Source organism: Mycetocola sp. Y719, from assembly GCF_056713205.1.
In genome coordinates, this window is record NZ_JBWYGY010000002.1 from 916,440 (window position 1) to 943,207 (window position 26,768).

At 66.6% G+C, this 26,768-nt stretch carries 26 protein-coding genes and 1 pseudogene; 7 read left to right on the plus strand and 20 right to left on the minus strand.

Annotated features, from left to right (window positions below):
* Positions 1-51: 51 nt before the first annotated feature.
* A complete protein-coding gene (locus AC1M0F_RS10635; RefSeq protein ID WP_480238193.1) occupies positions 52-318 on the minus strand; it encodes a hypothetical protein in 267 nt (88 codons plus the stop codon).
* Between the two features lie 173 nt (positions 319-491).
* Between AC1M0F_RS10635 and AC1M0F_RS10640 the strand changes: the two genes are divergently transcribed.
* On the plus strand, positions 492-2,081 hold the full coding sequence (locus tag AC1M0F_RS10640) for a Na+/H+ antiporter (protein ID WP_480238194.1): 1,590 nt from the start codon (positions 492-494) through the stop codon (positions 2,079-2,081).
* A gap of 53 nt (positions 2,082-2,134) precedes the next feature.
* On the plus strand, positions 2,135-2,794 hold the full coding sequence (locus AC1M0F_RS10645) for a histidine phosphatase family protein (protein WP_480238195.1): 660 nt from the start codon (positions 2,135-2,137) through the stop codon (positions 2,792-2,794).
* A gap of 12 nt (positions 2,795-2,806) precedes the next feature.
* Here AC1M0F_RS10645 and AC1M0F_RS10650 read toward each other — a convergent pair whose 3' ends face one another.
* The 3 genes from AC1M0F_RS10650 to AC1M0F_RS10660 all read right to left on the minus strand — a co-directional run bounded on the left by AC1M0F_RS10650 (position 2,807) and on the right by AC1M0F_RS10660 (position 5,183).
* Positions 2,807-3,790, minus strand: a complete 984-nt coding sequence (locus tag AC1M0F_RS10650; protein ID WP_480238196.1) for an NAD-dependent epimerase/dehydratase family protein — start codon at positions 3,788-3,790, stop codon at positions 2,807-2,809.
* Positions 3,791-3,883: 93 nt separating this feature from the next.
* Positions 3,884-4,648 carry an anti-sigma factor domain-containing protein gene (locus AC1M0F_RS10655; protein ID WP_480238197.1) on the minus strand — a complete coding sequence of 255 codons (765 nt, stop codon included), beginning with the start codon at positions 4,646-4,648 and terminating at the stop codon, positions 3,884-3,886.
* Entirely contained in the window at positions 4,632-5,183 is a 552-nt protein-coding gene (locus tag AC1M0F_RS10660; protein WP_480238198.1) for an RNA polymerase sigma factor, read from the minus strand. Before AC1M0F_RS10660 ends, AC1M0F_RS10655 begins: the two co-directional genes overlap by 17 nt.
* 383 nt (positions 5,184-5,566) lie before the next feature.
* On the opposite strand from AC1M0F_RS10660, the gene AC1M0F_RS10665 reads away from it, so the two are divergent.
* The gene (locus tag AC1M0F_RS10665) at positions 5,567-6,172 is read left to right on the plus strand and encodes a fasciclin domain-containing protein (RefSeq protein ID WP_480238199.1); all 606 of its coding nucleotides are present in this window, start codon (positions 5,567-5,569) and stop codon (positions 6,170-6,172) included.
* A 54-nt stretch (positions 6,173-6,226) separates the two neighbouring features.
* Here the strand turns inward: AC1M0F_RS10665 and AC1M0F_RS10670 are convergent, their stop codons facing one another.
* Together AC1M0F_RS10670 and AC1M0F_RS10675 are read right to left on the minus strand one after the other, a co-directional pair.
* The gene (locus AC1M0F_RS10670; protein WP_480238200.1) at positions 6,227-6,916 is read right to left on the minus strand and encodes a hypothetical protein; all 690 of its coding nucleotides are present in this window, start codon (positions 6,914-6,916) and stop codon (positions 6,227-6,229) included.
* Positions 6,917-6,970: 54 nt separating this feature from the next.
* A complete protein-coding gene (locus tag AC1M0F_RS10675) occupies positions 6,971-8,158 on the minus strand; it encodes a TerC family protein (RefSeq protein WP_480238201.1) in 1,188 nt (395 codons plus the stop codon).
* A gap of 290 nt (positions 8,159-8,448) precedes the next feature.
* Between AC1M0F_RS10675 and AC1M0F_RS10680 the strand changes: the two genes are divergently transcribed.
* Positions 8,449-9,165 carry a hypothetical protein gene (locus AC1M0F_RS10680; RefSeq protein WP_480238202.1) on the plus strand — a complete coding sequence of 239 codons (717 nt, stop codon included), beginning with the start codon at positions 8,449-8,451 and terminating at the stop codon, positions 9,163-9,165.
* 41 nt (positions 9,166-9,206) lie between these two features.
* Here the strand turns inward: AC1M0F_RS10680 and AC1M0F_RS10685 are convergent, their stop codons facing one another.
* The 3 genes and pseudogenes from AC1M0F_RS10685 to AC1M0F_RS10695 form a co-directional block, all read right to left on the minus strand.
* Positions 9,207-9,848, minus strand: coding sequence for a hypothetical protein (locus tag AC1M0F_RS10685; RefSeq protein WP_480238203.1), 642 nt, complete (start codon positions 9,846-9,848; stop codon positions 9,207-9,209).
* On the minus strand, positions 9,845-10,324 hold the full coding sequence (locus AC1M0F_RS10690) for a MarR family winged helix-turn-helix transcriptional regulator (RefSeq protein ID WP_480238204.1): 480 nt from the start codon (positions 10,322-10,324) through the stop codon (positions 9,845-9,847). The genes AC1M0F_RS10685 and AC1M0F_RS10690 overlap by 4 nt, the downstream gene beginning before the upstream one ends.
* A gap of 51 nt (positions 10,325-10,375) precedes the next feature.
* A pseudogene (locus AC1M0F_RS10695) lies at positions 10,376-11,260 on the minus strand (LLM class flavin-dependent oxidoreductase); the annotation flags it as partial.
* A gap of 158 nt (positions 11,261-11,418) precedes the next feature.
* Between AC1M0F_RS10695 and AC1M0F_RS10700 the strand changes: the two are divergent.
* Positions 11,419-11,604, plus strand: coding sequence for a hypothetical protein (locus AC1M0F_RS10700; RefSeq protein ID WP_480238205.1), 186 nt, complete (start codon positions 11,419-11,421; stop codon positions 11,602-11,604).
* 18 nt (positions 11,605-11,622) lie between these two features.
* On the opposite strand, the gene AC1M0F_RS10705 is transcribed toward AC1M0F_RS10700, so the two are convergent.
* Positions 11,623-12,114, minus strand: a complete 492-nt coding sequence (locus AC1M0F_RS10705) for a MarR family winged helix-turn-helix transcriptional regulator (RefSeq protein ID WP_480238206.1) — start codon at positions 12,112-12,114, stop codon at positions 11,623-11,625.
* A 64-nt stretch (positions 12,115-12,178) separates the two neighbouring features.
* Positions 12,179-13,087: a LysR family transcriptional regulator ArgP gene (locus AC1M0F_RS10710; protein WP_480238207.1), complete on the minus strand. Its 909-nt coding sequence runs from the start codon at positions 13,085-13,087 to the stop codon at positions 12,179-12,181.
* Positions 13,088-13,158: 71 nt separating this feature from the next.
* Between AC1M0F_RS10710 and AC1M0F_RS10715 the strand changes: the two genes are divergently transcribed.
* Together AC1M0F_RS10715 and AC1M0F_RS10720 are read left to right on the plus strand one after the other, a co-directional pair.
* A complete protein-coding gene (locus tag AC1M0F_RS10715; protein ID WP_480238208.1) occupies positions 13,159-13,764 on the plus strand; it encodes a LysE/ArgO family amino acid transporter in 606 nt (201 codons plus the stop codon).
* 86 nt (positions 13,765-13,850) lie between these two features.
* Positions 13,851-14,648, plus strand: coding sequence for a siderophore-interacting protein (locus AC1M0F_RS10720; RefSeq protein WP_480238209.1), 798 nt, complete (start codon positions 13,851-13,853; stop codon positions 14,646-14,648).
* A 6-nt stretch (positions 14,649-14,654) separates the two neighbouring features.
* On the opposite strand, the gene AC1M0F_RS10725 is transcribed toward AC1M0F_RS10720, so the two are convergent.
* From AC1M0F_RS10725 to AC1M0F_RS10765, 9 genes are all read right to left on the minus strand, one after another.
* Positions 14,655-16,301 carry a dipeptide ABC transporter ATP-binding protein gene (locus tag AC1M0F_RS10725; protein ID WP_480238210.1) on the minus strand — a complete coding sequence of 549 codons (1,647 nt, stop codon included), beginning with the start codon at positions 16,299-16,301 and terminating at the stop codon, positions 14,655-14,657.
* On the minus strand, positions 16,298-17,170 hold the full coding sequence (locus AC1M0F_RS10730) for an ABC transporter permease (RefSeq protein ID WP_480238211.1): 873 nt from the start codon (positions 17,168-17,170) through the stop codon (positions 16,298-16,300). The genes AC1M0F_RS10725 and AC1M0F_RS10730 overlap by 4 nt, the downstream gene beginning before the upstream one ends.
* Positions 17,167-18,156 carry an ABC transporter permease gene (locus tag AC1M0F_RS10735; protein WP_480238212.1) on the minus strand — a complete coding sequence of 330 codons (990 nt, stop codon included), beginning with the start codon at positions 18,154-18,156 and terminating at the stop codon, positions 17,167-17,169. The genes AC1M0F_RS10730 and AC1M0F_RS10735 overlap by 4 nt, the downstream gene beginning before the upstream one ends.
* A gap of 66 nt (positions 18,157-18,222) precedes the next feature.
* A complete protein-coding gene (locus AC1M0F_RS10740; RefSeq protein ID WP_480238213.1) occupies positions 18,223-19,830 on the minus strand; it encodes an ABC transporter substrate-binding protein in 1,608 nt (535 codons plus the stop codon).
* A 230-nt stretch (positions 19,831-20,060) separates the two neighbouring features.
* The gene (locus AC1M0F_RS10745; RefSeq protein ID WP_480238214.1) at positions 20,061-21,344 is read right to left on the minus strand and encodes an acyl-CoA dehydrogenase family protein; all 1,284 of its coding nucleotides are present in this window, start codon (positions 21,342-21,344) and stop codon (positions 20,061-20,063) included.
* A complete protein-coding gene (locus tag AC1M0F_RS10750; RefSeq protein WP_480238215.1) occupies positions 21,341-22,756 on the minus strand; it encodes an NtaA/DmoA family FMN-dependent monooxygenase in 1,416 nt (471 codons plus the stop codon). Before AC1M0F_RS10750 ends, AC1M0F_RS10745 begins: the two co-directional genes overlap by 4 nt.
* Positions 22,757-22,947: 191 nt before the next feature.
* Positions 22,948-24,873, minus strand: coding sequence for a glycoside hydrolase family 127 protein (locus AC1M0F_RS10755; protein WP_480238216.1), 1,926 nt, complete (start codon positions 24,871-24,873; stop codon positions 22,948-22,950).
* Positions 24,874-24,909: 36 nt separating this feature from the next.
* On the minus strand, positions 24,910-25,794 hold the full coding sequence (locus AC1M0F_RS10760) for a carbohydrate ABC transporter permease (RefSeq protein ID WP_480238217.1): 885 nt from the start codon (positions 25,792-25,794) through the stop codon (positions 24,910-24,912).
* A complete protein-coding gene (locus AC1M0F_RS10765) occupies positions 25,791-26,750 on the minus strand; it encodes a carbohydrate ABC transporter permease (protein ID WP_480238218.1) in 960 nt (319 codons plus the stop codon). Before AC1M0F_RS10765 ends, AC1M0F_RS10760 begins: the two co-directional genes overlap by 4 nt.
* Between the last annotated feature and the right edge of the window lie 18 nt (positions 26,751-26,768).

The window sequence follows — 26,768 nt, forward strand, 5'->3', positions numbered from 1 at the left end:
ATCCTAGAAAGGTTCCCGCGCCACCGCTTACCGCTCGGCCGCATCCGCCTCTCACTGGTACGTGCGGACGATCACCCATTCGGTCTCGGTGTGCACGGCGTCTACGACGACGGACTCTCCCGACTCGTCTGTGGCCTGGAACCGCCAGCCGATACGCACAAGCGGGGAGTGGGTCATCAGCGGATGCAGGTACTCGGGTTCCCCGAAGAGCCCGGTCGGGGTGTCTGAGACGCGCCAGCGCCTGTCACGCCAGTACATCCGCAACGGGCGGGTCCCGTCCGTCCAGATCGTTGCGGTTCGATCCGTCGATGTGTCCATGATGCCTCATTCGTAGATATGTTCGAATGTTAAGGAAGCTTAGACGCATTGTCACGACACGCCAAGAACGGAATTTCCGGATGCCTGCGGCGTTACTTCTCGTGAGCACGCGCGATTTCCTTGCGCCACCGGCACCGACCGTCAAGACTGTTTCCCGACACCCTGGAGGATCAATGGATCCCATCGCCGGCATCGCGTGGATCGTCTCGTTCGTCATCGTCACCGTGGCCGTCACCGGCCTGTCGCGCAAGATCGGGTGGTCTGCGCCTGTCGCCCTCGTCGGCGTCGGCGCGCTCGTCTCGTTCATCCCCGGCATCCCGGCGATCGAAATCGAACCCGACCTCGTGCTGTACGGGCTGCTGCCACCCCTGCTGTTCGCTGCGGCCATCCGCACGTCGCTGATCGACGTGCGAGCCCGTGGCGACAGCATCCTGCTGCTGTCCGTCGGCCTCGTCGCATTCACCGTCGTCGTGGTCGGACTGACCACCTGGTGGGTCGTGCCCGCAATCACCCTCGCGGCGGCCTTCGCGTTCGGCGCCGTCGTCGCGCCGACGGATGCCGTCGCCGTCACCGCCATCGCCGGACGGGTCGGCCTCCCGCGCCGGGCCGTCACCGTGCTCGAGGGGGAGAGCCTGCTCAACGACGCGACGGCCCTTGTCGCCCTCAACGCGTCGATCGCCGCGGTCGTGAGCGTCGTCACCCCCCTGGAGATCGCCACCGACTTCGTCGTCGCCGTGATCGGAGGCGTGGCCGTCGGGCTCGCCGTCGGCTTCGCCCTTGCGGCCGTCAGAAAATACGTGCACGCGCCGGTTCTCGACACGAGCCTCTCGCTCATCACACCGTTCGTCGCCTTTCTCCTCGCGGAAAAGATCCACGGCTCCGGCGTCCTCGCCGTCGTCGTCGCCGGCCTCTACCTCGGCTACCGGTCGCCGGCGATCCAGTCGGCCGAAGCCCGGATCGCGGAGTCCGTCAACTGGAAGACGATCCAGTTCCTGCTCGAGAACGCCGTCTTCCTCTTCATCGGGCTGAACCTCGCAGGCATCCTCGACGGTGCGGTGAAGAGTGGCCCTGGCCTGTGGCAGACCGTCTTCATCAGCGTTGCCATCTTCCTCGCCCTCGGTTTCGCCCGGTTCGCCTGGATCGCGGTGGCCACGATCGTCTACCGAAACGGGCCGGCCCGGTTGAGGGAGCGCGGCTGGACCTGGTCGACGAGCATCGTCGTCGCCTTCGCCGGCATCCGCGGCGTCGTCACGCTCGCCGCCGTCTTCCTGCTCCCCGAGGAGATCCCGAACCGCGAGTTCCTCCAGTTCCTCGCCTTCGTGATCGTCGTCGGGTCGCTCGTCGCCGGACTCGCCCTCCCCTGGATCATCCGCAGGCTCGCGCTGCCCTCTCCCGACTTCGACCAGGAAGGGATCGAGACGCAACGGCTGATGGCCGAGGCGCAGACAGCAGGGGTGCTTCGACTGGAGGAAGAGTTGGTGGAAACCGATGAGGAACGCGTGGTCGAGCGGCTCCGCACCAACGCCCGCTTCCTCGCGGACGCCCTCGACCGGCCGGCCGCTGACGGGTCGGAGCCGCTCCCTGCGACCTACCGGCGCCTGCGGAGGCTGATGCTCGCGGCCGAACGGGATGCCGTGCTGACGGCACGCTCTGAGCGCAGGTACCAGGAGCACGCGGTCCGTGCCGCACTCGCCTCGATCGATGCCGAGGAGACCGCGCTCAAGGCCAGCGCCCCGAAGAAACCGGGTTCTGAACTGACCTGATCCGCTGAGACGGATGCCGCGTCACCGGCCGGCGTGCGTAGGCTTGGTGATCTATGAGAATCCTGTTCATCCGTCACGGCCAGACGCCCGCCAATGTGCTCGGCCAGCTGGACACGGCTCACCCCGGCCCGGGCCTCACCGCCCTGGGCCAACGGCAGGCCGAGGCGGTTCCCGACGCCCTGCGCTCGGAGGCGATCGACGCCATCTTCGTTTCGACGCTGCTGCGCACGCAGCTCACCGCTGCGCCCCTGGCGCGAGTCCGTGCGCTGGAAAGCCGGGTGATCGACGGCATCCACGAGATCGAGGCCAGCGACCTCGAAGGCCTCAGCAGCCATAAGGCCGCCCTGCGGTACCTCGACACGGTGTTCTCGTGGGCAGCGGGCGACCTCGGTCTGGCGATGCCAGGCGGACCGAACGGACATGACTTCTTCGGTCGGTTCGACGCTGCAGTCGACGCGATCGGCGCAGAGCACGACGGCACGGTCGCCGTTGTCAGCCACGGTGCGGCCATCCGCACCTGGGCCGGGGCTCGCGGCCGGAACGTCGATGTCGACTACGCCGCCTCGCGCGCTCTCTCGAACACCGGTGTCGTGATCATGCGTGGCAGTGTCGCCGACGGCTGGGTCGTCGAGGAATGGGACGGCCAACCGATCGGCGGCGTGGAGTTGCGCGACGCCACGGCAGACGACCCGACCGGTGAAGCCCTCGGCTGAGCCGCACCGGCCTCACACAGCCCGGAGAGACCTGCCTCCTGTGTCGATCTGACCATCAGCGATGAGCCATTCGAGGCCATCGGCGATCGCAGCGGCTGAGGTGTAGCGCGGCGCATAGCCGAGGTCGGAGACCGCGGCAGCGATGCTCATCGACGGGCTCCTGCTGATGTGCTCGTACGAGGCCTCTGCGTGCTCGGCCGGAAGACCGGCGAGGAACTGGTCGAGTGGCAGGTAGTCGAGGTCGGCCTCCTGACCGAACCAGGCGGCGGCCGTCTCAGCGATCCCGCGCAGGGTCATCGCACGTTCGGAGACGACGTGATAGCTCTTCCCGGCGGCGACGTCTGGTCGCTCGACCGCCAGCTGGAAGCACTGGGCGACGTCGTCGGCGTGCACGTGGTGTACGGTCTCCAGTCCGAGGTTGGGCAGCGTCAGTGGCGAACCCGCGGCCAGCGTCTCCCAGACGCCGAGGTCGAAATTGCCTGCGGCGTTGACCATCGGCCAGCCCGGTCCGCTGATGTGGCCGGGGTGCAGGACGGTGGAACGGAGTCCGCCCGGCCGCTCCGCCTCGGCGGCGAGGAGCCTTTCGATCGCGGCTTTGCCGACGCCGTACTCCCCGAACGGTCGTCGCTCATCCGCTTCGGTCACCGGCACAGCGACCGCCGGGCCGTGAACCCAGATCGTCCCGGCACTCACGAGCTGGTCCACCCGGCCGCGGAGCGCGTCGACGAGCTGCCGTGCCGAGTCCTCGGTGAAGCACATCATGTCGATGACGACGTCTGCTCCGAGGTCGGCGATCGCGCCGGCGAACGACCCGTCGGCGTCGCCGGCTTCACGGTCGAGTTCCACCCGCGTCACCCGTGCCCACGCGGAATCCTCGCGGTACGGCGCACGCCGACCTCGACTCACAGCGACCACGTCGTGGCCTGCCCGGACGAGCCGGGGAACGAGGTATCCCCCGACGTGACCTGTCGCTCCGATGACGATGATCCGTGACATCCTGGGGTTCCTTCCGTTGGCGGGTGAGTTGGGCACGAGCCTACGTCAGCAGCGTTGTCTCCATCTGCCCCCGTCACCGCGAATCCGGCACGCTCAGGTGCTACGCAGATCGCCGCGTACGATCGAGTCGCCGGAGTGGGCGGGATCGCCGTCGTCAGGTTCCTCGGAGACGTCGATCACCGAATAACGCACAAGGTCGATGTCGGCCGGGATGAGGAACGTGCCGGTTTCACCGCTGAGCAAGCCGAGGCTGATCAGTCCAGACGTCTCCGGATCCAGCAACCACACCTCCCGCAAACCGCCGCTCGGGGCGGACATGTCGACGACGATGCGCCGCTCCCCTGACGCGTCTTCTTCGACCCGGGCCGAACCGGAGGCCGGCCAATCGGGGAAGGGTTCGAGCTCGGCCTCGGCAAGGAGACGCGGTTCGTCTGGGCGCAAGAGCAGCAATGTTCCCGCAGTCCCAGCGAGAAGCCCGATCACGAGCGCCGCTGCGGCGATGAGCCCCGTAAGCACCCGCCGCCTCACCGGGCGGCGCGCGCGCCCGGCACGCTTCATCGATCTGCCGGAATGCTCAGGACGAGTCTGCCCGTCCACGGGCGGCCGCTCACGGTCCTGAGGCACGTCGCCGAGTTCAGGTGATAGTCCGAGTTCGGAGTGGATGCCCTCCCACACGGAAGAAGGCGCGTTGTCCAGCTCCACGTCGCGAAGCGTGCGCCCGATCCCCGCCACCTTGGTCAAAGCGACCAGCTCAGCCTCGCATCGGGAACAGGTGAGGAGATGCTCGCGCGCAGCGGCATCAGGAGTTGCCTCGCCGAGGGAGAAAAGGACGAGATCCTCGTCATCGAGATGCATCATCGACCTCCTCCAATCGTCGTCGCAGCCTCACGAGGCTTCGCCGGATGTGACTCTTGACCGTTCCCAGCGGGATGCCCGTCGAGTCGGCGATCTCCGCCTGGGTCAGATCGCCGTAGAACTTGAGCGCCATGACCCTCCGGGGCTCGGGGTCGAGACGGTCTAGCTCATCGACCATCATCAACCGTTCGGCCACGGCTGCGACGTCGGGCTGGACATCATCGGCGAATGCCTCGGCCCAACTCTCCTCTATCCGACGCACCCGGGTGCGCGCCTCGAGCGTGTCTGCTATCCGCCGTCGTGTGATCCCGACCAGCCAGGCACCGAATGGTCCCTTCGCTGCGTCGAACGTTCCACGCCCTCGCCAGGCAGAGATGAACACCTGCTGCGTGACGTCCTCGGCGTCCGCTTCGACCCCGAGCGTTCGTCGGGCAAGGGAAAACACGACACCTGACCAGCGCGCGTAGGCGTCCGCGATCGCCTTTTCATCACCCGCGCTGAATCGCGCGGCGATGTCCGCATCGTCGTGATCCGTCACGTCACTGTGCGACCTCTCGATCAGGGGCAGCGGGGCAGACCTCCGGGGCGACGGGCGTCGCATCGGCGTCATCTGCGGAGCAGCGCCGTCAAGCATACTCTCGACCATTCATCGGATCGTCGCCTTACCCCGACCCCTGGCGGATCTCGCACTGGCGTCATTCGAGGGCGGGATGCGCCGACGGGGCCCAGGACGGAGGCACCCAACCAGGACCCGGCGGACGCATCCGCGCTCTCACAGTCACTTCCGCCGTCAGGTCCTGTTTGGATGCACTTTCCCGAAAAAATCCGGGGATGGCGCCAGTGAGAACTTTCGTCGTAGACTCCCTCGCGGGAGGCACCCATTCGAAGGCATGCATATGCCATGACAAAGGAGTGCCGAACATGAAAAAGAAGAACACGTTCCTCGCCATCACCGCTGCGGCCGCAGCGTTGATCCTCGTGGGGCCGGTCACACCAGCGACCGCCCACGGCTCGACTCCAGCGCCCGTCGGTTCGATCGTCGATGTCGCGGTCGCCGCGTCAGGCGGCGGAACACCCGACAGCAACCCGTACGACTACGACCTCCTCGTGCAGGCAGTCGTTGCCACCGGGCTGGCTCCGGTCCTCGCCGACACGTCCCGCCGGTTCACCGTGTTCGCCCCGAACGACCGTGCGTTCATGAGGCTCGTCACGGACCTCACGGGCGCGGCGCCGGCCAGCGAAGCGGCCGCGCTGACGACGATCACCTCGGCGCTCACGCTGGATCAGATCAGCAACGTGCTGCTCTACCATGTGGTGCCCGACCGGTCTCTCGGTGCGGTCAAGGTTCTCTTCTCACGATCGCTGACCATGGCGAACGGAGGAATCGTGAAGGTTCGGCTCACCACGCTTCGCGACGAGAACACACAACTCCGTGACCCGCGGCTGGTGCTGCGTGGGCTCAACATCAGGGCGAGCAACGGCATCATTCACACAATCGATCGAGTACTGGTTCCCGCCACCCTCTGACCGCAGACAGCGGGTGCCGGGTCGCCACTGCGGTGGACCGGCACCCGCTTCCGGTCACACCGGCGTCGGGTACTCCGGCGTGTAGCCGGCGAGCGCCGCCCTGAACTGCCGGTTTCCCATCCAGAAGTTCAGGCCGAAGAAGGTGGCGCCGACCGCGAGTCCGACGATGACGGCGATCAGCGTCGACGCGGTGAACACCATGGCGACCGCTGCGGCCAGGAGTCCGAGCAACGCCGCGTTGATGACGAGGATGAACATCATCGTGCTGCCGAAGAACTGGCTGAGGTTCCGCTTCGGGCTGAAGAAATAGTAGGTCTGCTGCACCCCGGCCATGTCGTCATGCGGCGAGGCCAGGAGGATCCGTTCGACGGCCGGGTCGAGTTCGACGTACGCGCCCCTGAGGCGGTTCATGGCGACGACGTACATGAGGTCCTCCATGCCGATGTTGGTCACGCGGATCTGGGTGAGCACTCCGACGATGGCGATGAAGGCCAGCACGCCGATCGCGAACGCGATGAAGGCATCCGAGAAGTCGGTCGCCTGGCCGACGAGGGCCAGGCTGACCAGACCGGCGGAGACGAGGGTGAGGAGGATGGCGATCCGCGAGAGCACCTCACTCTGCGCCGTGCCGCGTGCAGCGAGCAGGCCCCAGTGCTCTGTCGCCAGCAGCTGCGCGCGAACAGAGAGGGATGGATCGGGGGGATCGGGTGCACCCGGCGATGCGCCCGCGCTGTGGCTGCCCATGCGGACATTCTCCGCCAGCGGGGCGCCGGTGCAACAGGGGGGTACTGCTGTGGGCTACTTCGAGAGGGATGCGTCGTGCTCCGCGTGCGCCCGCTGCAGCAGGGCCATGAGCTCCTCCTCGTCCCTGACCCACTGCCGGTACTTGGGCTGAAGCTTGCGGATCGCGTCTTCCTCGGCTTCGAGCCTGGCGAAGATCCGGTTGCGCTCGGCCTGGTCGGCCGTGTACTCGAGATCGACGTATTCCGTCGCGTGGCGGCGGGCACCGGAGATCGCGGAATGCGCCTTCCCCTTCGGGCTCACCATCGAGGCGATCACGGTGACGATGAGCACTCCGAGGATGACCGTGAGCGACAGGCCGGTGCTGATCTCGACGACGGGGACGGGCTCGCCGCCGTTGATGAACGGGAGGTTGTTCTCGTGAAGCGCATGGAGTATGAGCTTGACTCCGATGAAGGCGAGGATGGCCGCGAGTCCGTAGGAGAGATACACGAGGCGGTCGAGCAGTCCGTCGATGAGGAAGAAGAGCTGGCGCAGGCCGAGCAGCGAGAAGGCTGTGGCCGTGAACACGATGAAGACATCCTGCGTGAGCCCGAAAATCGCCGGGATGGAGTCGAGGGCGAAGAGGATGTCTGTGCCGCCGATGGCGACCATGACGAGGAGCATCGGGGTGAGAACGCGCTTGCCGTTCTCAATGGTGAACAGCTTGTCGCCGTCATAGTGCTGGGACGTCGGCAGGAACTTCCTGGCCAGTCGGATGATGACGTTGTCCGCCTCATCCGCCTCGTCCTTCTTCGGCCTGAGCATGTTCCCGGCCGTGAGCAACAGGATGAGGCCGAAGAAGTAGAACACCCACGCGAACATGTTGATCAGCGCTGCGCCGAGGAAGATGAAACCGGTGCGGGCGATCAGCGAGAAGACGATGCCGAAGAGCAGCACCTTCTGTTGATCTTCGCGGGGCACGCGGAAGCTCGACATGATGATGAGGAAGACGAAGAGGTTGTCGACCGAGAGTGCCTTCTCGGTGATGTACCCGGCGAAATACTCGGAGCCGGGACCTGGGCCCCCGAAGAGCAGGATGCCCAGTCCGAAGAGCACGGCGATGCCGATGTAGATCGACGACCAGATGGCCGCTTCCTTGAGAGTCGGAACGTGCGCCTTGCGCACGTGGAAGAAGAAGTCGAAGGCCAGCAGCCCCACGATGAAGACGACGGTCAGGGTCCAGACCAGCGGCGAAACATCCATCGGCAGTGCCTTCCTCCAGCGAGCGAACGCTCGACAACGGTTCTGTCACGGTGTGTGGTGACAGCGTACCGAGCACGACAGCACTCGCGAAGAGGCACCTCGTCACATCCGTCATGAAACCCCCGGTTAACCTGCAAAAATCTCGTTACCGGATCGGTATGGATCGAGGGACCTTGCTGACCTCGCAGATGACTAGAGTTCGAGGAACGAGCGCCATAGTCCGGGCGAGCGGATCACGACTCGGTGGCGGTTCGCGCCCCCGACCGCACCGATGCCCAGGGGGCCAAACCATGAAGTTCGCCGTTGCCGTCGCCACGCTTCTTCTCGCCGCCGCACTCACGGGGTGCGCCCCGCAAGACGGGAGCGCACAACCGGATCCGCAGTCGACCTCGAAGCCGACCACTTCTTCAGAGCCGACCGTCGCCGCCGTCGTCGAAGAAGAGTCTGATTCGCACGACTGGGCGATCGACAACTTCGGCGACTTCGAACCTGCCTCGGTGTCCGGGGCAGGCGACGAGAACGTCAGGCTCCCCGACGGCATCCGTTCCGGCTGGTACACGGTGACCGGAATCGGCGCATCCGTCCAGCCCATGGATGACGACGGTGAGGCGACCGGTTCGTCACCCGCGTACTCGAGCAAGGCGGGCAACAGCGGCGTCTTCGGTTTGAACGGTCCTGCCACCGTCGATTACATGAGGGTCTGGTCCACGGGTGGACCCTGGACCATCACCTTCAATCCCATCGCGGATCTCGTCGACCAGCTGCCCGCGACGGGCAGCGGGTGGGACGTCTACCTCTATGACGGAACTGCGCGACCGATCTCGAGTGAGACCGCGAACATGAGCGTCATACAGCACACCGCCGACGCGCAGAACCTTGCGATCTTCGATGGCGGAAAACCGACGGATGCCACCAACGCGCTTGTCGCGGGCCCGTCGGTCATCGCGGTCTCCTCTCACACGATGACCGACACGACTGACGCCGTCTGGACGATCGACCTCGGCTGACCGCGCCCGGTCGCGGGAGGCATCCCGACCCTGAACCGCACTCAAATGTGTTTGCGGACCTCGGCCAGGAAGCCCTTCGGATCGTCGACCCAGAACCGCACCACGTCGACGGTCTCCGGACCGGACGGCAACCGGACCGGGACGGTGCGCTCCAACGCGACCTCGATGTTCGTCTCGTTCTGCATCCGCATCCACAGTGTGCGCCTGCCGTCGTCCACGGTGATCCTCGGCGCCTTCGCTTCGTCTGTCTGCCTGGCAAGACTGACCGATTCCACGTCGTCCCACGGCAGCGGGATGTCTGTCTCGGCTCCGCTACGGACACGGATGCCCTCCGGCCCGACGGCGTGTGGCCGGGTGATGAAGCCGAGAGCCAGGCCGATCATCCAGGTGAGGCCCCAGATGCCCAGGGCGAGGAAGGCGATCCTGACGGCGGGCCAGCGGTGGACGATGAGGTCGAGGATCGGGATCTCGAAGGCGGAGAGGCCGATGAAGATCATCAGGATCGTCCAGACCTGCTGGTGGTAGCTGAAGCCGACCGCCCCCTTCGGCACTCGCGGGCGCCGGAAGATGAAACGGTAGAGGCTCTGCCAGATCCCGATTTCCATGGTCCAGGCACGACGGGCGATGTACACGACCCGGCCCCATGGCGATCGTCTGGTAGTCGTGTCCGTTTCGGTGCTCATCGCACGCCCGCCTTCGCGGTATCGGCATCGGCCTGGGCCTGGGCCTGGATCAGGGCGCGCAGACGGACTGCGATCGCGTCGAGCCCGCGCACGAAGGCGTCGCGGTCGCCCGGGGAGACCGCGTCCAGTAGCTCGCTGGAGAGGTCAGCGTGTTCACGAGCCATGTCGCTCATCGTTGTCTCACCGGTCTGGGTGAGCGAGACGATGGTGGCCCGCCGGTCGGTGGGATGGGGCGTGCGCGCCACGAATCCGGCATCCTCGAGAGCGTCGACGAGTCCGGTGATGTTCCGGGCGCTGACCTGCATCGCATCGGCGAGTGACTGCTGGGTCGACGGCCCGAGGCCTGCGAGCACCCAGAGCAGGTGCGTCCTGGCCGTTGTCAGTGCGGTCCCGTCGAAGGCACGCGCCATGTCGTTGCGGAACAGTTCCCCGATCTCGAGGAGAAGGTCAAGCGGGTTCGGTGCGGTCGATGCCATACCGATACCATACTACATTGTTACCTTACTTCACGATTTTCGTCACTCCTCGGCACGCTCGAGCGCGACAGCCTCCCGCACAGCCGGGGCGACCTCACCGGCGAAGCGGCGAAGCACCTCGGGGTCGTCCGTGGCCAGGATGACGGTACCGACCCCGTGCTCGAGAACATAGGGAAGGAGGTCGTCCACCCACTTCTCGCCGGGTCCGACGAGAAAGCCGCCGACGTCAGCCGTGAACCGGCCACCAACATTGGCGAGCCGACGGATGCTGCGCGGGTCGCGCCCCGCTTCGAGAGCCGCGTCATCGATGATCGCGTTCGCCGACGCGAACTCCCCCGGGGTCATGGTGCCGAGGGACGGGAGCCAGCCGTCGGCCTTCCGCCCGGTGAGGCGCAGCATCCGCGGTTTGTATGCCCCCAGCCAGATCGGGATGTCGTGGGCGGGAACCGGGCCCCTCTTGGCGCCGTCGAGCCGGTAGAACTCGCCATCGGTACGGAGCACCGTGCGTTCCGAGACGTCCCAGATCGCCCGGATGATGTCGATCGCTTCTTCGAGGGCGTCAACCGCCTGGCCGGGCGTCAGCCGGCGCCCGCCCATCGCCTCGATGGCATCCCAGAATGCGCCGGCGCCGAGGCCGAGGTCGAACCGGCCGTGCGAAAGGAGATCGAGGCTGGCGGCCGCACGTGCGGCGACCGCCGGCTGACGCAACGGCAGGTTGAGTACGTTCGGTGCGAGGTGGATGCGCTCGGTCCGAGCAGCCACCCAGCTCAGCAGCGTCCAGGTGTCGAGAAAGCGCGGTTGGTACGGATGGTCCTGGTAGGTGACGAGATCGAAGCCGAGTTGCTCGCTGAGGATGCCGAGGTCCACGGCGACCTCCGGCGGATTGTTGCCCGGCGTGATGAACGTGCCGAAGTGCAGCTCGTGTCCGTAGTACATCGCTCTCCTCACCTGAGCCGATCAGGATTGCCGCCGGGCCCAGCGCGGCGATGGCTGCATTCGAGCACATTCCTGGCCCCGTCCGCCACCCGACAGGGCCACATTCACCCCTGTTCCGGTTGCCGCAACAGATCTAGAATTTTCGAAAAGGAGAAGCCATGGACTGGTTCACTCTCGTCACCCTCGGACTCGCCGCCTGGGTCACCGTCGTCGTCTGCCGGCGAATCTCCGAATGGAGGGGCCCACAGGAACCGGCACCGGTGGACCCGGAGAGCGCGGAAGCGCTCTTCGCCGTGCAGGACGACATCAATAAGGGAGCGTCCTGGGAGAACATGGGTTTGTGACCCGACCTGCCCGACGTTCTACCGCTGAGACCCTCCGAGGCGCCTGAGCAGATCCGCGAGCTGCGAACGCTGCTGGGCGGTCAGCACCTCGAGTTCCTCGGCCTCGAGCATGACCAGGGCGACCATGGCCGCGTCCACGCGCGCGAGCCCGGCAGGAGTCAACCGTGCAAGGTTGCTTCGTCCGTCGTTCGGATTCGGCTTGCGGGCGATGAGGTCGCGGGCCGCCAGGTTCTCCAGCCGGTTCGTCATCGCCGCAGTGCCGATCATGGTCGCCCGCGACAGCTCCATCGGGCTCATTTCGTGCGGCGGCTCTGCACGACGGAGCGCGGCGAGGACGTCGAACTCCCAGCTGCTGAGCTCGGCACCACGGAAGGCGGACGCCCGGAGTTCGTTGAGCCGGAGCGCGACACGGCGCAGGCGCGACATGACATCCAGGGGCGTGAAGTCCACGCCGGGGATGCGGTCGGCCCAGGCGTCGACCAGCAGGTCCACTTCATCGTCGTCGCGCATGCTGTTCAGCGTACCGAGGGTGTTGCCGCTCGTGGTGCACGGTACTCGTCATCCACGGAGCAGGTCATCGCCTGACGGACGCGTTGCTGCGGGGCAGCGGGGTCAACTGCTGACCTGCCGCATCGCCCAGCACTGCCGCGACACGGTCGAGGGCGCCCATCCGCAACGCCCACTGTTGCCAGTAGAGCGCCACGTCGACCGTGTCGCCCGCTGCGAGCTCGACCAGCTCGCCCGTCGAGATGAGGTCCTCGGACTGCTGGTCTGGGAGCATGGCCCAGCCGAAGCCGAGCCGCACGGCCTCGGCGAAGTCGGCCGAGACCGGGACGAAATGCTGCGGAGGCATCAACGGGGTACGCGAGAACGCCCGAAGGTAGCGGTGCTGGATGTCGTCCTTGTGATCGAAGACGACAACGGGCGCCTCGGCGAGAGAGCGGGCATCCACACCGTCCGGGAACCACCGGGAGATGAAGGCGGGGGATGCCATCGGCCGGTAATGCATGACGCCGAGGGGTGTTGACGTGCAGCCTTGAACGGGCCGCGCCTGGGTCGTGATCGCGGCCATGACCGTGCCGTCCCTGAGCAACTCGGCGGAGTGGTCCTGATCCTCGCGATGGATGTCGAACGTCACCTCGTGGGCGAGCGAGGCGAGCGCGGGCATCACCCAGGTTGCAAGCGAATCCCCGTTGATGGCAAGCGACACGCTCGGCCGGCTGCCGATCGGACCGTGCGCGGTTTCTGCAGCTGCATCGGCCGTCAACGTTTCGATCTGTCGAGCGAGCCTGAGGTAGGTGAGTCCCACGGCGGTGGGCGCGATCGGCTTGCTGCGCTGAAGGAGCACACCCCCCACGGCGTTCTCAAGGGCGCGGATTCGCTGGCTGATCGCCGAGGGTGTCACGTGCAGCGCCCGAGCGGCCGCCTCGAACGTGCCACCGTCCACCGCGGCGGCCATGGCCTGCAACTGGGAAAGATCCATGATTAGCGATTCTAATGCTCACGAAGAATCTATAGCTGGATTTATGGTTTTTCTAGCCTTAGCGTGAACTCATGCTCACCCCCCTGCTGGCCGGCCTTGGCCTGGGCCTCTCCCTCATCGTCGCGATCGGGGCCCAGAACGCGTTCGTCCTGCGGCAGGGCTTGCGGCGGGAGCACGTCGCCTGGATCGTCGCCATCTGCGCCGTCTCGGACGCCGTCCTGATCGCGCTCGGCATCTGGGGGCTCGGAGCGCTCATCGAGCAGGCCGGCTGGTTGCTCACGGTCGTCCGGATCGCCGGAGCCGCGTTCCTCGTCTGGTACGGCGTCCGCTCCGCGATCCGCGCAGCCCGCCCCGGCAGCCTCGATACTGACCCGGCGGGCGCACCGGTGTCGCTGCGAACCGCGATCCTCACGGCGCTCGCACTCACCTGGCTGAACCCGCACGTGTACCTCGACACGGTCGTGCTCCTCGGGTCGATCGGCGCCACCTATGGGGATGGCCGGTGGTGGTTCGCGCTCGGCGCCGCGCTCGGCAGCGTGGCGTGGTTCACGGCGCTGGGCTTCGGCTCACGGCTGCTTCGGCCTCTCTTCTCCAAACCCCTGTCCTGGCGCATCCTCGACGCCCTGATCGCCGCCGTCATGATCGCGATCGCGGCGAGCCTGCTCCTGGGTCTGTAATCGGGCATCACCCAGAGCCATCTGAAAGAATGACGTGCTCCGGCCATCCGGAATCGCCCGCACTCCAGCCCGGAAGGACACCGTCCATGCCGACCACCCGTTTCACCGTGGCCGCTGCATCGTGGGTCACCCCGTCGCTCCGGCGGCTGCACCTTGTGACCGAGGATCTGTCCGCCTTCGCCGAGAGCCGCTTCACCGACCGCTACGTCAAACTCGTCTTCCCCAAAGCAGGAGTCGACTACCCGGATGACATCGACGTGCGCGCACTCCGCGCAACCCTCCCGCCAGAAGACCTGCCCGATGTCCGCACCTACACGGCGCTCCACCCTGACCTCGAAGCGGGCACGATCGACATCGACTTCGTCGTGCACGGCGACGAGGGCATCGCGGGGCCGTGGGCTGCCGGCGCCCAGGTCGGCGACATCCTGCTGGCGAACGGCCCGGGCGGAGCGTACCGACCGGACCCGACGGCCGACTGGCATCTCCTCATCGGCGACGAGTCGGCCATTCCTGCTGTCACCGCCGCCCTCGAGTCGCTCCCTCCCGAGGCGGTCGTCCGGGTCGTCCTCCTGGTCGAGTCGGACGACCACGAGCCGACCCTGGCGCTCCCCGCTGACGGTGCCGTCACTGTCGTGCACCGGAACGGCGGCACGGCGGATGGTCTTCTCGAGGCCGCCGTGCGCGCGGTGCCCTGGCTCAGCGGCCGCGTGCACGCGTTCGCCCACGGTGAGGCCGAGGAGATCATGCACGGAGTGCGTCCGTACCTGCGTACGGACCGCGGGCTGGCGCGCGACCAGCTCTCCGTCTCTGGATACTGGCGTCGTGGCCGCACCGAGGAGGGATTCCGGGTGTGGAAGTCCGAACTCGCCCGTGCCGAGGGCTGACCAGGCCTAGGCGGCGACCTCGGTCTTCCGTTCGAGTCGTGGCACCGAGTCGAGGAGCTCGCGCGTGTATGCATCCTGAGGGTTCGAGAAGATCTCCTGGGAGCCTCCGCTCTCCACCACCGAGCCATGCCTGAGCACCGTGACGGTGTCTGCGATTTGCCGGACGAGTCCGAGGTCGTGCGAGATGAACAGGTAGCTCAGGTTGTGGCGATCCCGAAGCTCGAGAAGGAGTTCGACGATCTGGGCCTGAACGGTGACATCGAGAGCGGATGTCGGCTCATCGAGCACGAGGACGTCTGGGGCCAGCACGAGCGTCCGCGCGAGAGCCACCCGCTGACGCTGTCCGCCCGAGACCTCCCGAGCGGTCCGCCCGAGCACTGTCGACGGCAGCGCGACCTGGTCGAGGACTTCAGCGACCCGTGCCCTGCGGCTGCGTACGTCGCCGATGCCGTGGATGCGGAGCGGCTCTTCGATGATGCGGCGCACGCTGTAGCGCGGATCAACGGCCGAGAGAGGGTTCTGATACACGAGCTGGAGCGTGCGGGCGAACGGGTTCGCATAGGTTTCGTGGGACGGCAGTTCTCTGCCGTCGACGATGGTGCGACCCTCGTCGAAGCCGGTCAGCCCGGCGATGATCCGTGCCAGCGTCGTCTTGCCCGACCCTGACTCTCCGACGAGGGCGTGGATCGACCCCTGCTTGAGAGTCAGCGACACGTCGTCGAGGGCGACCGTGGCCGCGTCGGCCCTGGTCCGCCCCGCGAACGTCTTCGTGACGTTCGCGACCGAGACGATCTCCGCGGCCGATGCGTCCGGCTCGCGCACACGGTCCCGGTATCTATCGGGAGAGGCGGCAGGCGCATCGGAGAGGAGGGTGATCGTGTACGGGTCCTGGGGAGACACCAACACGACATCGGCAGGACCCTGCTCCCGCACGACCCCGTCCTTGAGCACGACGATCTCGTCACTGCGTTCCTGCGCGAGCGCGAGGTCGTGGGTGATGAACAGGACGCCGAGCTCGAGCTCCTCGCGGAGGCCGTCGATGAGGTCGAGGATGCGCTTCTGCACGGTCACGTCGAGCGCCGACGTCGGCTCGTCGGCGATGAGCAGGGCCGGATCCGCTGCGATGGCGATCGCGATCAGCACACGCTGCAGCTGCCCGCCGGACAGTTCGTGGGGGAACGCGCGGGCGCGCGCTTTGGCGTCTCGGATGCCGACGTGTTCGAGCAACCTGATGACGCGGGCCGGGACCTCTGAGCGCGGGATGGAGGCCTGGGCGAGGGCTCCGGCGATCTGCACGCCGATCCTCTGGAGGGGGTCGAGTGAGCTGAGCGGATCCTGCGGCACGAAACCGACGGCCTTCCCCCGAAGCGGTCGCCACTGGGAAGCGCTGTACCTGGTGACGTCGCGGCCGACGACGGCAACGGATCCCGCGGTGAGGGCGCCGTTGTGCGGAAGCAGTCCGGCGACGGCGCGGGCGATCGTGCTCTTCCCCGATCCCGACTGACCGACGAGAGAGACGGTGGACCCGTGCGGGACGGCGAAGGAGACATCGTGGACGACATTCTCGACCTGCCCACGCCTGCGCCTGCGGTATCCGATGGAGAGGTTGTCGACGACGAGGGGCGCGGAGAACTCGGGCGCGAGCAGGGTCATGGTGTGTGGCCTTCCTTGAGAACGCGGCTGAGGCGGCTGATCGAAAGCACGGTTGCGGCGATGACCAGGCCGGGGATGACGACGAGCCAGGGCGATGAGACGACGTATTCGCGACCTTCGGACACGAGAAGTCCCCACTCGGGCCGCGGGGGCGGAGCACCGTAGCCGAGGAAGCTCAGCGACGAGATCCAGATGATGGAGATGCCGAACTGCAGCCCGGTGAGGGCGAGCACGGACGAGTACGAGTTGGGGAAGATGTGCCTGGCGAGCACGTACAGTCGCTTCCCGCCCAGATGGTGGCTCGCTTCGACGAACGGCAGACCTTTGACCGTCAGGACTTCGGAGCGCATGATCCGGGTGAATGCGGCGATGGAGGCGATTCCGACGGCGAGCGCCGCGTTGAGCGCGCCGAAGCCCAGCGCGACGACGACCACCATGGAGAGCAGGAGACCGGGGATCGACAGCAGCACGTCGACGAGACGGCTGATGACGGAGTCGGCGAGGCCGCCGAAGTACGCTGCGATGAGTCCCAGGATCGTCCCGACTCCGAGACCGATCACCACGGCAACGGCTGAGCCGAGGAGGGTGCGCCCTGTGCCGTGGACGATCCGTGACAGCAGGTCCCTGCCGAGGTAGTCGGTGCCGAACCAGTGCGAGAGCGACGGGGCTGAGAGGATGTTCGCATCGTCGCCGACGAGCGGATCGTATGGCGTGAGGATGCCCGGTGCGACAAGGGCGAGAACCACGAGGGCGACGACACCGAGAGCGACGTAGTCGGTCGGGTCGAGCCGGGCGACGATGGCACGCCAGGAACCGGCATCCGCATTCTGGAACGACGTGCGTGGCGCGTTGCGAGTGGAGGCACTCATGCTGCGGTCACCTTCTGTCTGGTGATCGTCCGGCTGGTCGGCGCCGTCGATCCGTGACGGAGGATCCGTGGATCCAGGATCGGGTAGAGCAGGTCGGTGATCAGGTTGATCACGACGTAGACCGTCGACACGAGAATGACGACGATGATGATCACCGGGGTGTCCTGGTCACGGACGCTCTCATAGGTGACGAATCCCAGGCCCCTTCGCGAGAAGACCGTCTCGACGACGACCGCTCCCGCGAGGAGCTCACCGACCACGAGGGCGAGGACCGTGATGGCCGGAACCGCACCGTTCTTCAGGATGTGACGGATCGCGATGGCGCCCTCACTCGTTCCCTTGGCACGCAGCACGGTGACGAAAGGCTCAGACCGAGCCTTTCGGAGGCCCTGGATGAGCACTTCGGAGAGCACCCCGTTCACGGCGATGGCGAGAGTCGCGGCGGGCAGGATGTACGACACCAGGCCCTGGTCACGGATCGAGGACACCCACCCCAGCTGGAACGAGAAGATCGTCAGCAGGATGAACCCGATCAGGAAGCTGGGCGTCGAAATCGAGATGATCGGGAGTGAAGCGGCGGCGTGCCTCGCGCCTGCCCACGGTGCGAAGACCGCTGTGAGCGCGATGGCGAGCGAGAGCACAATGGTGAAGACGAAAGCCATGGCCGCAAGGACGATGGTGTCCGAGACACCCTGTGCGATGAGTTCACTGACCGGCCGACCGCTCACGAGCGAATAGCCGAGGTCACCGGTGAACAGCCGTCCCACGGTGATCGCGAACTGTTCGATCGCCGACCTGTCGAGCTGATAATAGGCGAGCAGCGCATCGGCGGATGCCGGTGGCAGGGGGTTCAGAGGGCTGGTCAGCTTGTTCTCAATCGGGTCGCCCGGGAGCACGAAGAGGGTGAAGAACACGATCGTGTAGACAAGTGCGACGACGAGCGCGGCCTGGGCGATTCGTCTGGCGACATAGGTTCGGGCTGCCACGGCAGTTCCAATCTGTGTGGTGTTGGTGCGACGCCGACCGGCGTCGCACCAACATCCGCGAGGTCGTTAGTCGGTCACGGAGACGTTGTAGAACTCGGGGAGGGCCCCGTCGGTGAGCTCGAACCCCTTGACCCGTTCCGCTGCCACGAAGACCTGGCTGTCGTTGAGTATCGGGATCACGTACGCCTGGTCGATCAGATAGTCCTGGATCTCGGCCAGGAGCGCCTGACGGTCCGTGTCGTCCGTTGCCGCATTCTGGGCGTCCAGCAGGGACTGCAGTGTGGCATCCGAACCGGCAAGGCCCAGCAGGTCGGATCCGTCAGCGCTGTAGTACTCGCTCAGCCCCTTCGACGGGTCCGGGTGCGGCCAGCCGACCCTGAGCGCCGCGACCTCGGGGTCGGCGAAGGCGGTCGCCCAGTAGGTCGAGTAGTCCAGTTCGTTGAGGGTGAGTTCGATGCCGGCTTCCAGGAACTGGTTCTGAATGGCCTGGAACAGGCTCTTCGCCGTGTTGTCGTACACGTCGATGTACGTCTTCACCACGAGGCGCTCGCCGCCCTTTGTGCGGTATCCGTCGGAGTCGCGTTCGGTGAATCCGGCCGTGTCGAGCAGTGCGTTGGCCTCATCGAGGTCGAAGTCGAACTTCGCCGACTCGTCGACGTAGCCGAAGGTGCCGGGGGCGAGAACGGATGTCGCGGGCGACCAGCTCTCGGTGTACTGGTTCTCGACGATCGCGTCGCGGTCGATGACGTGCTGGAGTGCCTTACGAACGTTGATGTCATCCAGGAGCGGTGCGGCCGTGCGGAGGAACCACTGGTTCGAGAGCCCGACACCGGTCCCGGCGACCACCTGGTAGCCGGCGTCGGCCAGGGCCTGCTCCTCGCTCGGCTGCACGTAACGGATGAGGTCGCCCTCGCCCGACTTGAGCGTGCCGAGACGGACGCTGTCCTCGAGAACGGGGATCACGGTCACCTGGGCAAGGTGCGCTTCGCCCTGGTTGGGCGAGCTCGGAGGCGCCCACGCGTATCCGTCGCGGCGCGTGAGCACGATCTCCTTGCCGTACACCTCGGAGTCGACGACGAACGGGCCGCTGCCGATGAGGTTCACGAACTTCGACTGTTCCTCTTTACTTGCATCGATGGTCGCGTCGGCGACGAGGCCGGCACCCCATCCGGTGAGCACGTTGAGGAACGGCGCGTACGGGGTGGGGAGGGTGACGACGACGGTGCGCGACTTATCGTCAGCCGTGGCGGTGAGGCCGGCCGGGAACTGGGCGTTGGGAGTCGTCCCCTTGGCGTCGTCTCCGCTCGACTGCCATTCGAGGTTCTTCTTCACGCTCGAGGCGTCCACCGGAGTGCCGTCACTGTACGTGACGCCCTCGCGGATCACGAAGGTGTAGGTGAGACCGTCCTGGCCTGCCTCCCAGCTCTCGGCGATCCACGGCTCGAGTTCCCCGGTTTCCGCGTTGCGGTAGATGAGCCGGTCGGTGATGTTCTGCTGGAGTGCCCTCGTCTGCCAGGTGCCGGATTCCTGAACCTGGGCGCTCGTCGCGATCTCCGCGTCGAGGTAGGTCAGTGTGCCGCCGTCCGCGGAACCGGCTTCGGTCTCCGCAGCGCAGCCGGCGGTCAAGAGGGTGACGGCGGTGAGGGCTGCGGCGAGCCAGGTTCTTTTCTTCACGGATGCTCCTGAGTTCGATGATGTGCCGGATCGGCGACGGTGTTCGGGTCGCGCTGTGACGGCTCGACGGTTCTCATGCTGTATTTCCACCTGGGTCCGTGTCGAGCTGTATTGCGGTCTGTGTCGACACAATCGGTCACAGAAAAATCCCTGTTGAGGGGATATTTCAGGCGCGCGAGAAACCACAGGCGCGGTGCGTTCCGTGCCTGTGGCTCCCTGTGGATTCCCGATCAGTCCGTGCGCGGCTCCTGCTCGTGCTTTCGTCCCCACGGGTACGGGTCCGCCTGGTTGAGGTACCAGTCGCCGACGAGTCTGGCCTTGTACCCTCGCGGGTTGTGGGAGACCAGCGTGCGCGCGTTGCGCCAGTGCCGGTCGAGGCCGGTGCCGCGTTCGACGGCGGACGAGCCCAGGGCGTCGTAGAGCTCGGTGGACGCACGGAGGGCGGCGTCTGCCGCCACCAGCTGTGCCTCCCAGGTGGCTACGGCGGCGTCACGCAACTGCTCGGCAGTGCCGGCCGACGCCTTCACCCCTGGCGCAGTGGGGAGGACGGGTGTCGGGCGATCACCGCCGACACGCACCAGTTCTGCGAGACCGTCATCGAGCTCTGAGGCCGCACGCAGGACCACGGACTTCGCCGCCGCCGCAGCCGCTGCCACTCCCCCGATCGCCTCCTGGACGATGGCATCTTCCCGTGGTGCGGCGGCAAGGCCGTGCGGGTAGTTCCGCACGCGGGCCCTGACGGCTGCCGCGCCCTCGTCCCTGGCAGAGACGGCAACCCCTGCGAGCGAGGCGAGCAGAACGATCTGGTAGATGATCTCCTGGTGCGGAGCCCGCTCGCCGGCCCGAAACAGACCATCTTCTGCGACGGCGACCCGGTCGAGGACCGTGGTCCCGCTTCCGGTCAGGCGCTGGCCGATGCCGTCCCAGTCATCGAAGAGTTCGACACCGTCGCCGCGGGCATCGACGATGACGAACACGTCGGTGTCATCAGCGGTCTTCGCGGCGACCGAGATCCAGTCCCCGTAGATACTCCCCGTGCTGTAGTACTTGGTCCCGCTGACGGTCGACGGTTGCGTGGTCTCATCGAAAAGGGTGGAGCTCGGCGCTCCAGGCACGGTGGCGCGTTCCGACCAGGCGCCGCCGACGATGTCACCGGAGGCGATGCGTTCGAGCCAGCCGTCCGCCCCAGGAGCCGACCGGTGCCAGACGCGGTCTTCGACGAAGGCGATGTGGTTCCGCCACAGCTGAGGCTGGTTGGAGTCTGCAGTGCCCAGCTCGATGAGCAGGTCGGTGAACTCGGTGATCGTGAGTCCGGCCCCTCCGGCGTCGACGGGCAGCCGTAAGGCACCGAATCCCGCTTCGGCCAGCAGGCGCACCTCCTCTTCCGGAAGCGACCGCTCGTTGTCCCGTTCGGCCGCGCGGGCCGCGATGGTGGCGAATACCGGCCGGAGCCGGGCGCGGGCGGCCGCGATCCCGGCGGGAGCACCGGTGGCTCGGGTGGCGATGGAGGTCATCGGAGCGCTCCTTCCAGAACGGCATCCGACCCAGCGAGGAGACCATGGCCGCCCCGGTACGCTGCGGCAGGATGGGTGGACGGGAGACGATCCCCAGCGCCGGTGAGTCGGTCCCTGAGCGTCTCGCCCGGAACGTACGACTCGCGCAGCCGGCCGCGCCTGCGGAGTTCGGGGACGACCAGGTCGACGAAATCCCGGACCGTGTCGAAGCTGTGGTACTGGCGCAGGTTGATGCCGTCGATGCCGAGTTCGTCGAGCCAGCGCTCGATCTCGTCCGCGACGGCGCCGGGGGTGCCTGCAGCGAAGAAGTCCCGTTCGAGTTCGGTCGCCGCCGATGCGGCGAAGTCCTCGATGCTCAGGCCGAGCACGGCAGGGGGTACGGCGGTCTCAGCGACACCCTCCCGGCGCAGCGCCTCGGCGACCGTGATGTCCCCCGGGTGCGCCGTCGGGTCGAACGGCAGACTGGCGTGGACGTATCGTCCGATCGTGCTCGCGTGTCGACGGTACTCGTCGAGTTTGCTTGCCACCTCTGCATCCGTGCGGCCGACGATGACCGCGGCCTGCACGATGACCTTGAGCGAGTCGCCCGGTCGCCCGTTGGCGCGAGCCGCGTCACGGAAGCGACCGACCAGCGGGGTGATCCCGGATTCGCCGCGAACGCCGGTGAACACCGCTTCGGCATGCTTGCCTGCCTGCTGGATTCCTGCCGGGGACGCGGTCGCCTGGAAGAGCACAGGGGTGCGCTGCCTGGACGGCTCGGAGAGGTGGGGTCCCGCGACCTGGAAGTGCTCGCCGACGTGGTCGATGTAGCGCACCTTGTCCGGGTCCGAGTAGATGCCGCGACGGGCATCCCGGATCACCGCGTCGTCGTCCCATGACCCTTCCCACAGCTTGTAGAGCACATCGAGGTACTCCTCGGCGATGGCGAAACGGGTGTCATGCGGGATCTCTCCGGCGAGCCCGAAGTTGCGGGCGGCATTCGGCAGGTAAGAGGTGACGATGTTCCAGCCGATGCGCCCGTCGGTGAGGTGATCCAGGGTGCTCATCCTCCGCGCGAAGGCGAACGGGGGCTCGTAGCTGGTGGAGAACGTGACGCCGAATCCCACGTTGTCGGCGACCGCCGCCATGGCGGGGACGACGAGCAGAGGGTCGTTGTTGGGGATCTGCAGCCCCTCACGAAGGGCATCGGCAGGACCCCCGCGGAACACGTCGTATGCGCCGATGACGTCTGCGATGAAGATGGCGTCGAAACCGCCGTCCTCTGTGATCCGCGCGAGCTCCGTCCAGTACCGGATGTCGGTGTATCGGTGCCGGTTGTTCTCGGGCAGCCGCCACAACCCATGGGTGATGTGGCTGACGCAGTTCATTTCGAAGAGGTTCAGGATGAGTCTCTTCTTGGTGGTCGATGACATGACACTGGCCTTTCTGGCTGGGACTGGCAGCCCCATGCTAGAAGCGCGCGGCACTCCGCGATCCGGTTTGTAACGGCGTATGTCGCGGGATGTCGTCACAAATCGCGCCTCGACAGAACGACGACGGCCCCTTCCGCCCGGGGAGGCAGAAGAGGCCGTCGTCAGTCGCGATTCACGTCGACAGGCTCAGATCATCCGGCGACGGTGTCGCCTTCGACCGGCAGCCACACTCTCATCGTCGACGGGCCGCGGTTCGCCCACGAGTGGTACGGGAGCAGCTCGACGCTCTCCGTTTCGGGCGAGATGTCCGGGGCATCGACTCCGAAGGGCCAGGCGTGGTCCGGAACGGCCATCCGGCGGATGCCGACGGACACGACGCCATCGATGTCGTAGAGTTCCCCCGTGGCGCGCAGCTCGTCGACGCTGTCCGCGTCAGGGACATCCGTCGATTCGAGGCACATGACCAGGGGACCACGTTCGACAGCCAGCTGACCTCGGAGCGCGTCGATGCGCGGATCGGGTGTGGTCCACCGCGCTTCGACGGGAAGCGTCAGCACGATCTCGTCGCCGACGCTGAACGTCTGGCGAACCGCGACCGTTCCCGGTGTCACCTCACGGGAGCTCCCGTTGACGTGGAGCAGTGCGCCGTTTCGAGCCCAAGCCGGAACACGGAGGGAGAGTTCCCATTCCGCATCGAGCGTCTCGGTCACGACCACCCGGATGTCTCCGTTCGACGGATAGTCGGTCTCGACACGCAGCGCGACCGGTCCTCCGTCGAGCGCCGCGGACACGTCTCCCTCCGCGTACTGGTGCAGCTGCAGGCCGTCAGCCGTCGACGTCGCGACGTATGAGCCGAGCGAGGCCAGGGTGCGTGCGACGTTCGTTGGGCAGCAGGAGACGTCGAACCACGGGGCCCTGAGGCTGGATGACGCGCGCGGGCTCGGCTGGTCCTCCGGCGGGGTCGACCCTGGCTCCCGCTGGTGGAGTGTGTTCGTGTAGTAGAAGGCGCGTCCGTCGGCTGCCGGTGAGGTGGCGACGACGTTGAACAGGGTGCGTTCGATCAGGTCGGCATACCGGGGCTCGCCCGTCGCGAGGAGCAGACGGTAGTTGAGCATGATGGAGCCGATGCCCGCACAGGTTTCGGAGTACGCGCGGTCGCTCGGCAGCTCGAAGTCGGCGCCGAAGGACTCGCCCTCGTGGTGTGCTCCCATTCCGCCGGTCACGTAGGTCCGCCGGGCGACCGTCCGCTCGAGCTGTGATGAGATCGCATCGATGAGGCCCTGCTCGTCATCCTCGATGCCCAGGTCGACGGCACCGGCGGCGAGGTAGACGGCGCGGACCGCGTGCCCACGGAGCACCTCTGCATCCCGCACAGGAACGTCGTCCTGGTAGTAGCTCCGCCCGAGCTCGATGTCGCCGAGCGTTCCCGTTCCGCGCCGGTCGATGAACAGCCGCGCCTGGTCGATGTACCGCTGTTCGCCGGTGTAGCGACCGAACTCCACGAGCGCCATCTCCACCTCCGGGTGGCCGCAGACGGATTCGATGCCGCCTTCGCCGAACACGTCGCAGACGTGGTCGGCAGCACGGCGTGCAAGCTGCACGAAAGCGTCATCTCCTGTGGTGCGGCCGCGGGCGACGGCCGCCTGAAGCAGGTGGCCGTAGCAGTACAGCTCGTGTCCCCACTGGAGGTCTGAGTATCGCGGCTCCTGGCCGGGGCGCCCGAACTTCGTGTTGAGGTACCCGTCTGACTCCTGCACGGGTTCGATGCGGGCGACGAGGGCGCGGAAGCGTGCGTCGAGCTTCTCGTCGCCGGTGCGGCCGATCTCCCAGGCCATGGCTTCCATCAGCTTGTAGACGTCGGAGTCCGAGAACTCGCGGCCGGCCCGATCGGCGGGAAGGCGCCCCTCGATGGCGGCGTCGAAATTGCCGATCCAGCCGACTTTCTCCATCCAGGCTTCGCAGTGGGCGATGATCGCCGAGGCGTTCAGCTCCTGCTTGTCTGCCCAGAATCCGCCGCCGATCCGTACCTGTGACAGCGCGAGGGGTCGCAGCGCGCCCCTGGACGGGTCGACGGGAATCGAGGTGGTCGTGGTCGTGATCTCGGTGAGCGAAGTCATGGGGTCTCCAGTTCGGGAGGGTCGGTAAGAAGAGGTCTACTTCACGGCGCCGAGCGTGAGTCCCTCACGCAGCAGCCGGTAGGTGAAGGTGAAGAGGATGAGGATGGGCACGGATGTGATGACGCCGAGTGCCATGAGTCCCGGCCAGTTGATGCCGAAAGCGGACACCTGTTGGGCGAGGAGGGCACTGAGCGGGTAGTTGCCCGGCGAGAGGAAGAAGTTGACTGCGTAGAGGAACTCACCCCACGAGAGGAGGAACACGAGGGTCCCCGTCGTGGCGACGCCGTTGCGTGCGATGGGGAGCATGATCGACCAGAACGTGCGCATCACGCTCGCGCCGTCGATTGACGCGGCCTCCTCGAGCGCCTCAGGCACGGCCCGGAAGAACGGCCGGAGAAGCAGGGTGGCGAACGGGATGAGAAGTGCCGTGTCCGCGATGATCACGCCGATGTTCTGGTCGAGCAGACCCCACGCCCCGAAGATCTGGTACAGCGGGATCACGTTCGCGGTCTGCGGGACCATTTGCAGCACGATCAGCAGACCGAGCCCGATGGTGGTGATGCGCGAGTCGACCCGCGCCAGTCCGTACCCGGCCGGGATGGCGACGAGGAGAGTCAGCACTGTCGTCCCCGCCGCGATGACGAGAGACTGCTGCATCGCGACGAAGAGTCCCGAGTTCGACAGCACAGAGGTGTACGCCTCGAGCGTCGGGGTGAACAGGAATGACGACTGCGACGAGATGACGTCGCTCGGGTCCTTGAGCGAGGTCAGGACGATGAACAGGATCGGGACGGCGTAGACGAGCAGGAGAACGACGCGCAGCGGACCGGCGACGGGTTCGAAGCGCCGTCTCTTCCGGCGTGGCTGGGGAGTGGTGGGAGCTGCGGACGCGGCATCCGTTGCGGGGATCACGATGCTCATGAGTGAGCCTCCTCTGAGCGGACGCTCCTGGCGTAGATCACGGCGAGCACGAGGACGAGCAGTACGGAGATGACTGCGGTCGCTGCACCCATGCCGAAGTCGAAGCGGACGAACGCCTGCAGGTAACTGAGGAACGGCAGAGTGTTGGTGGCGACGCCCGGCCCTCCGTAGGTCATGACGAAGATGAAGTCGAATGATCGGAAGGCGTAGACGATGGTCAGGACGGCGAGCACGAGGGTCGTCGGCCGGACGGCCGGGATGATCATGTGCCAGATCTCCTGCCAGCGGTTGGCCCCGTCGATGCGAGCCGCTTCGAAGGTCTCGCCCGGGATGCCGAGGATCGCGGCCCTGAACACCAGGGCGTTGAACGGGATGACGGCCCACGAGTTGACGATCGCGACCGAGAGCAGGGCGAATCGTTCGTCGTAGAGGAACGGAACGGCATCCGCTGAGAGGCCGGCCCCGACGATCAGTGAATTGATCAGTCCAGCGTCCCCGAGCAGGAACTTCCAGACACTCCCGTTGACCACGGGGGGCAGCGCCCAGATGAACACCATGAGACCGAGGACGAAGGCCGACAGCCAGGTGCTCGTGCTCAGGAGGATGGCGGCACCGAGCCCACCGATCAGGCCGATCCCTGTGACGATCAGCACGAAGACGACGGTGTTGCCGAATGCGGGGAACAGGGATCCCTGGGTGGCGCTTCCCACGAAGTTGTCGAAGCCGACGAACTCCCACGGCTGGTTGAGCGTGCGTGCGGACACATCGCTGACGCTCATCCTCGCCAGTTGGGCGAGCGGGAAGAAGGAGAAGATGAGGAGGAAGACCCCTGCCGGCAGAGCGAAGGCGAGCTTCCTGCGTCGGTTGCCGTTCCGGCGGCGTGCTGACCGGGGTGGCCGCCCGACGGACGCGAGCGTCCGCCGGGTCGGCCGTTGGGCCGTCAGATCTGCTGACATGGGGTCTTCCTCGTCTCG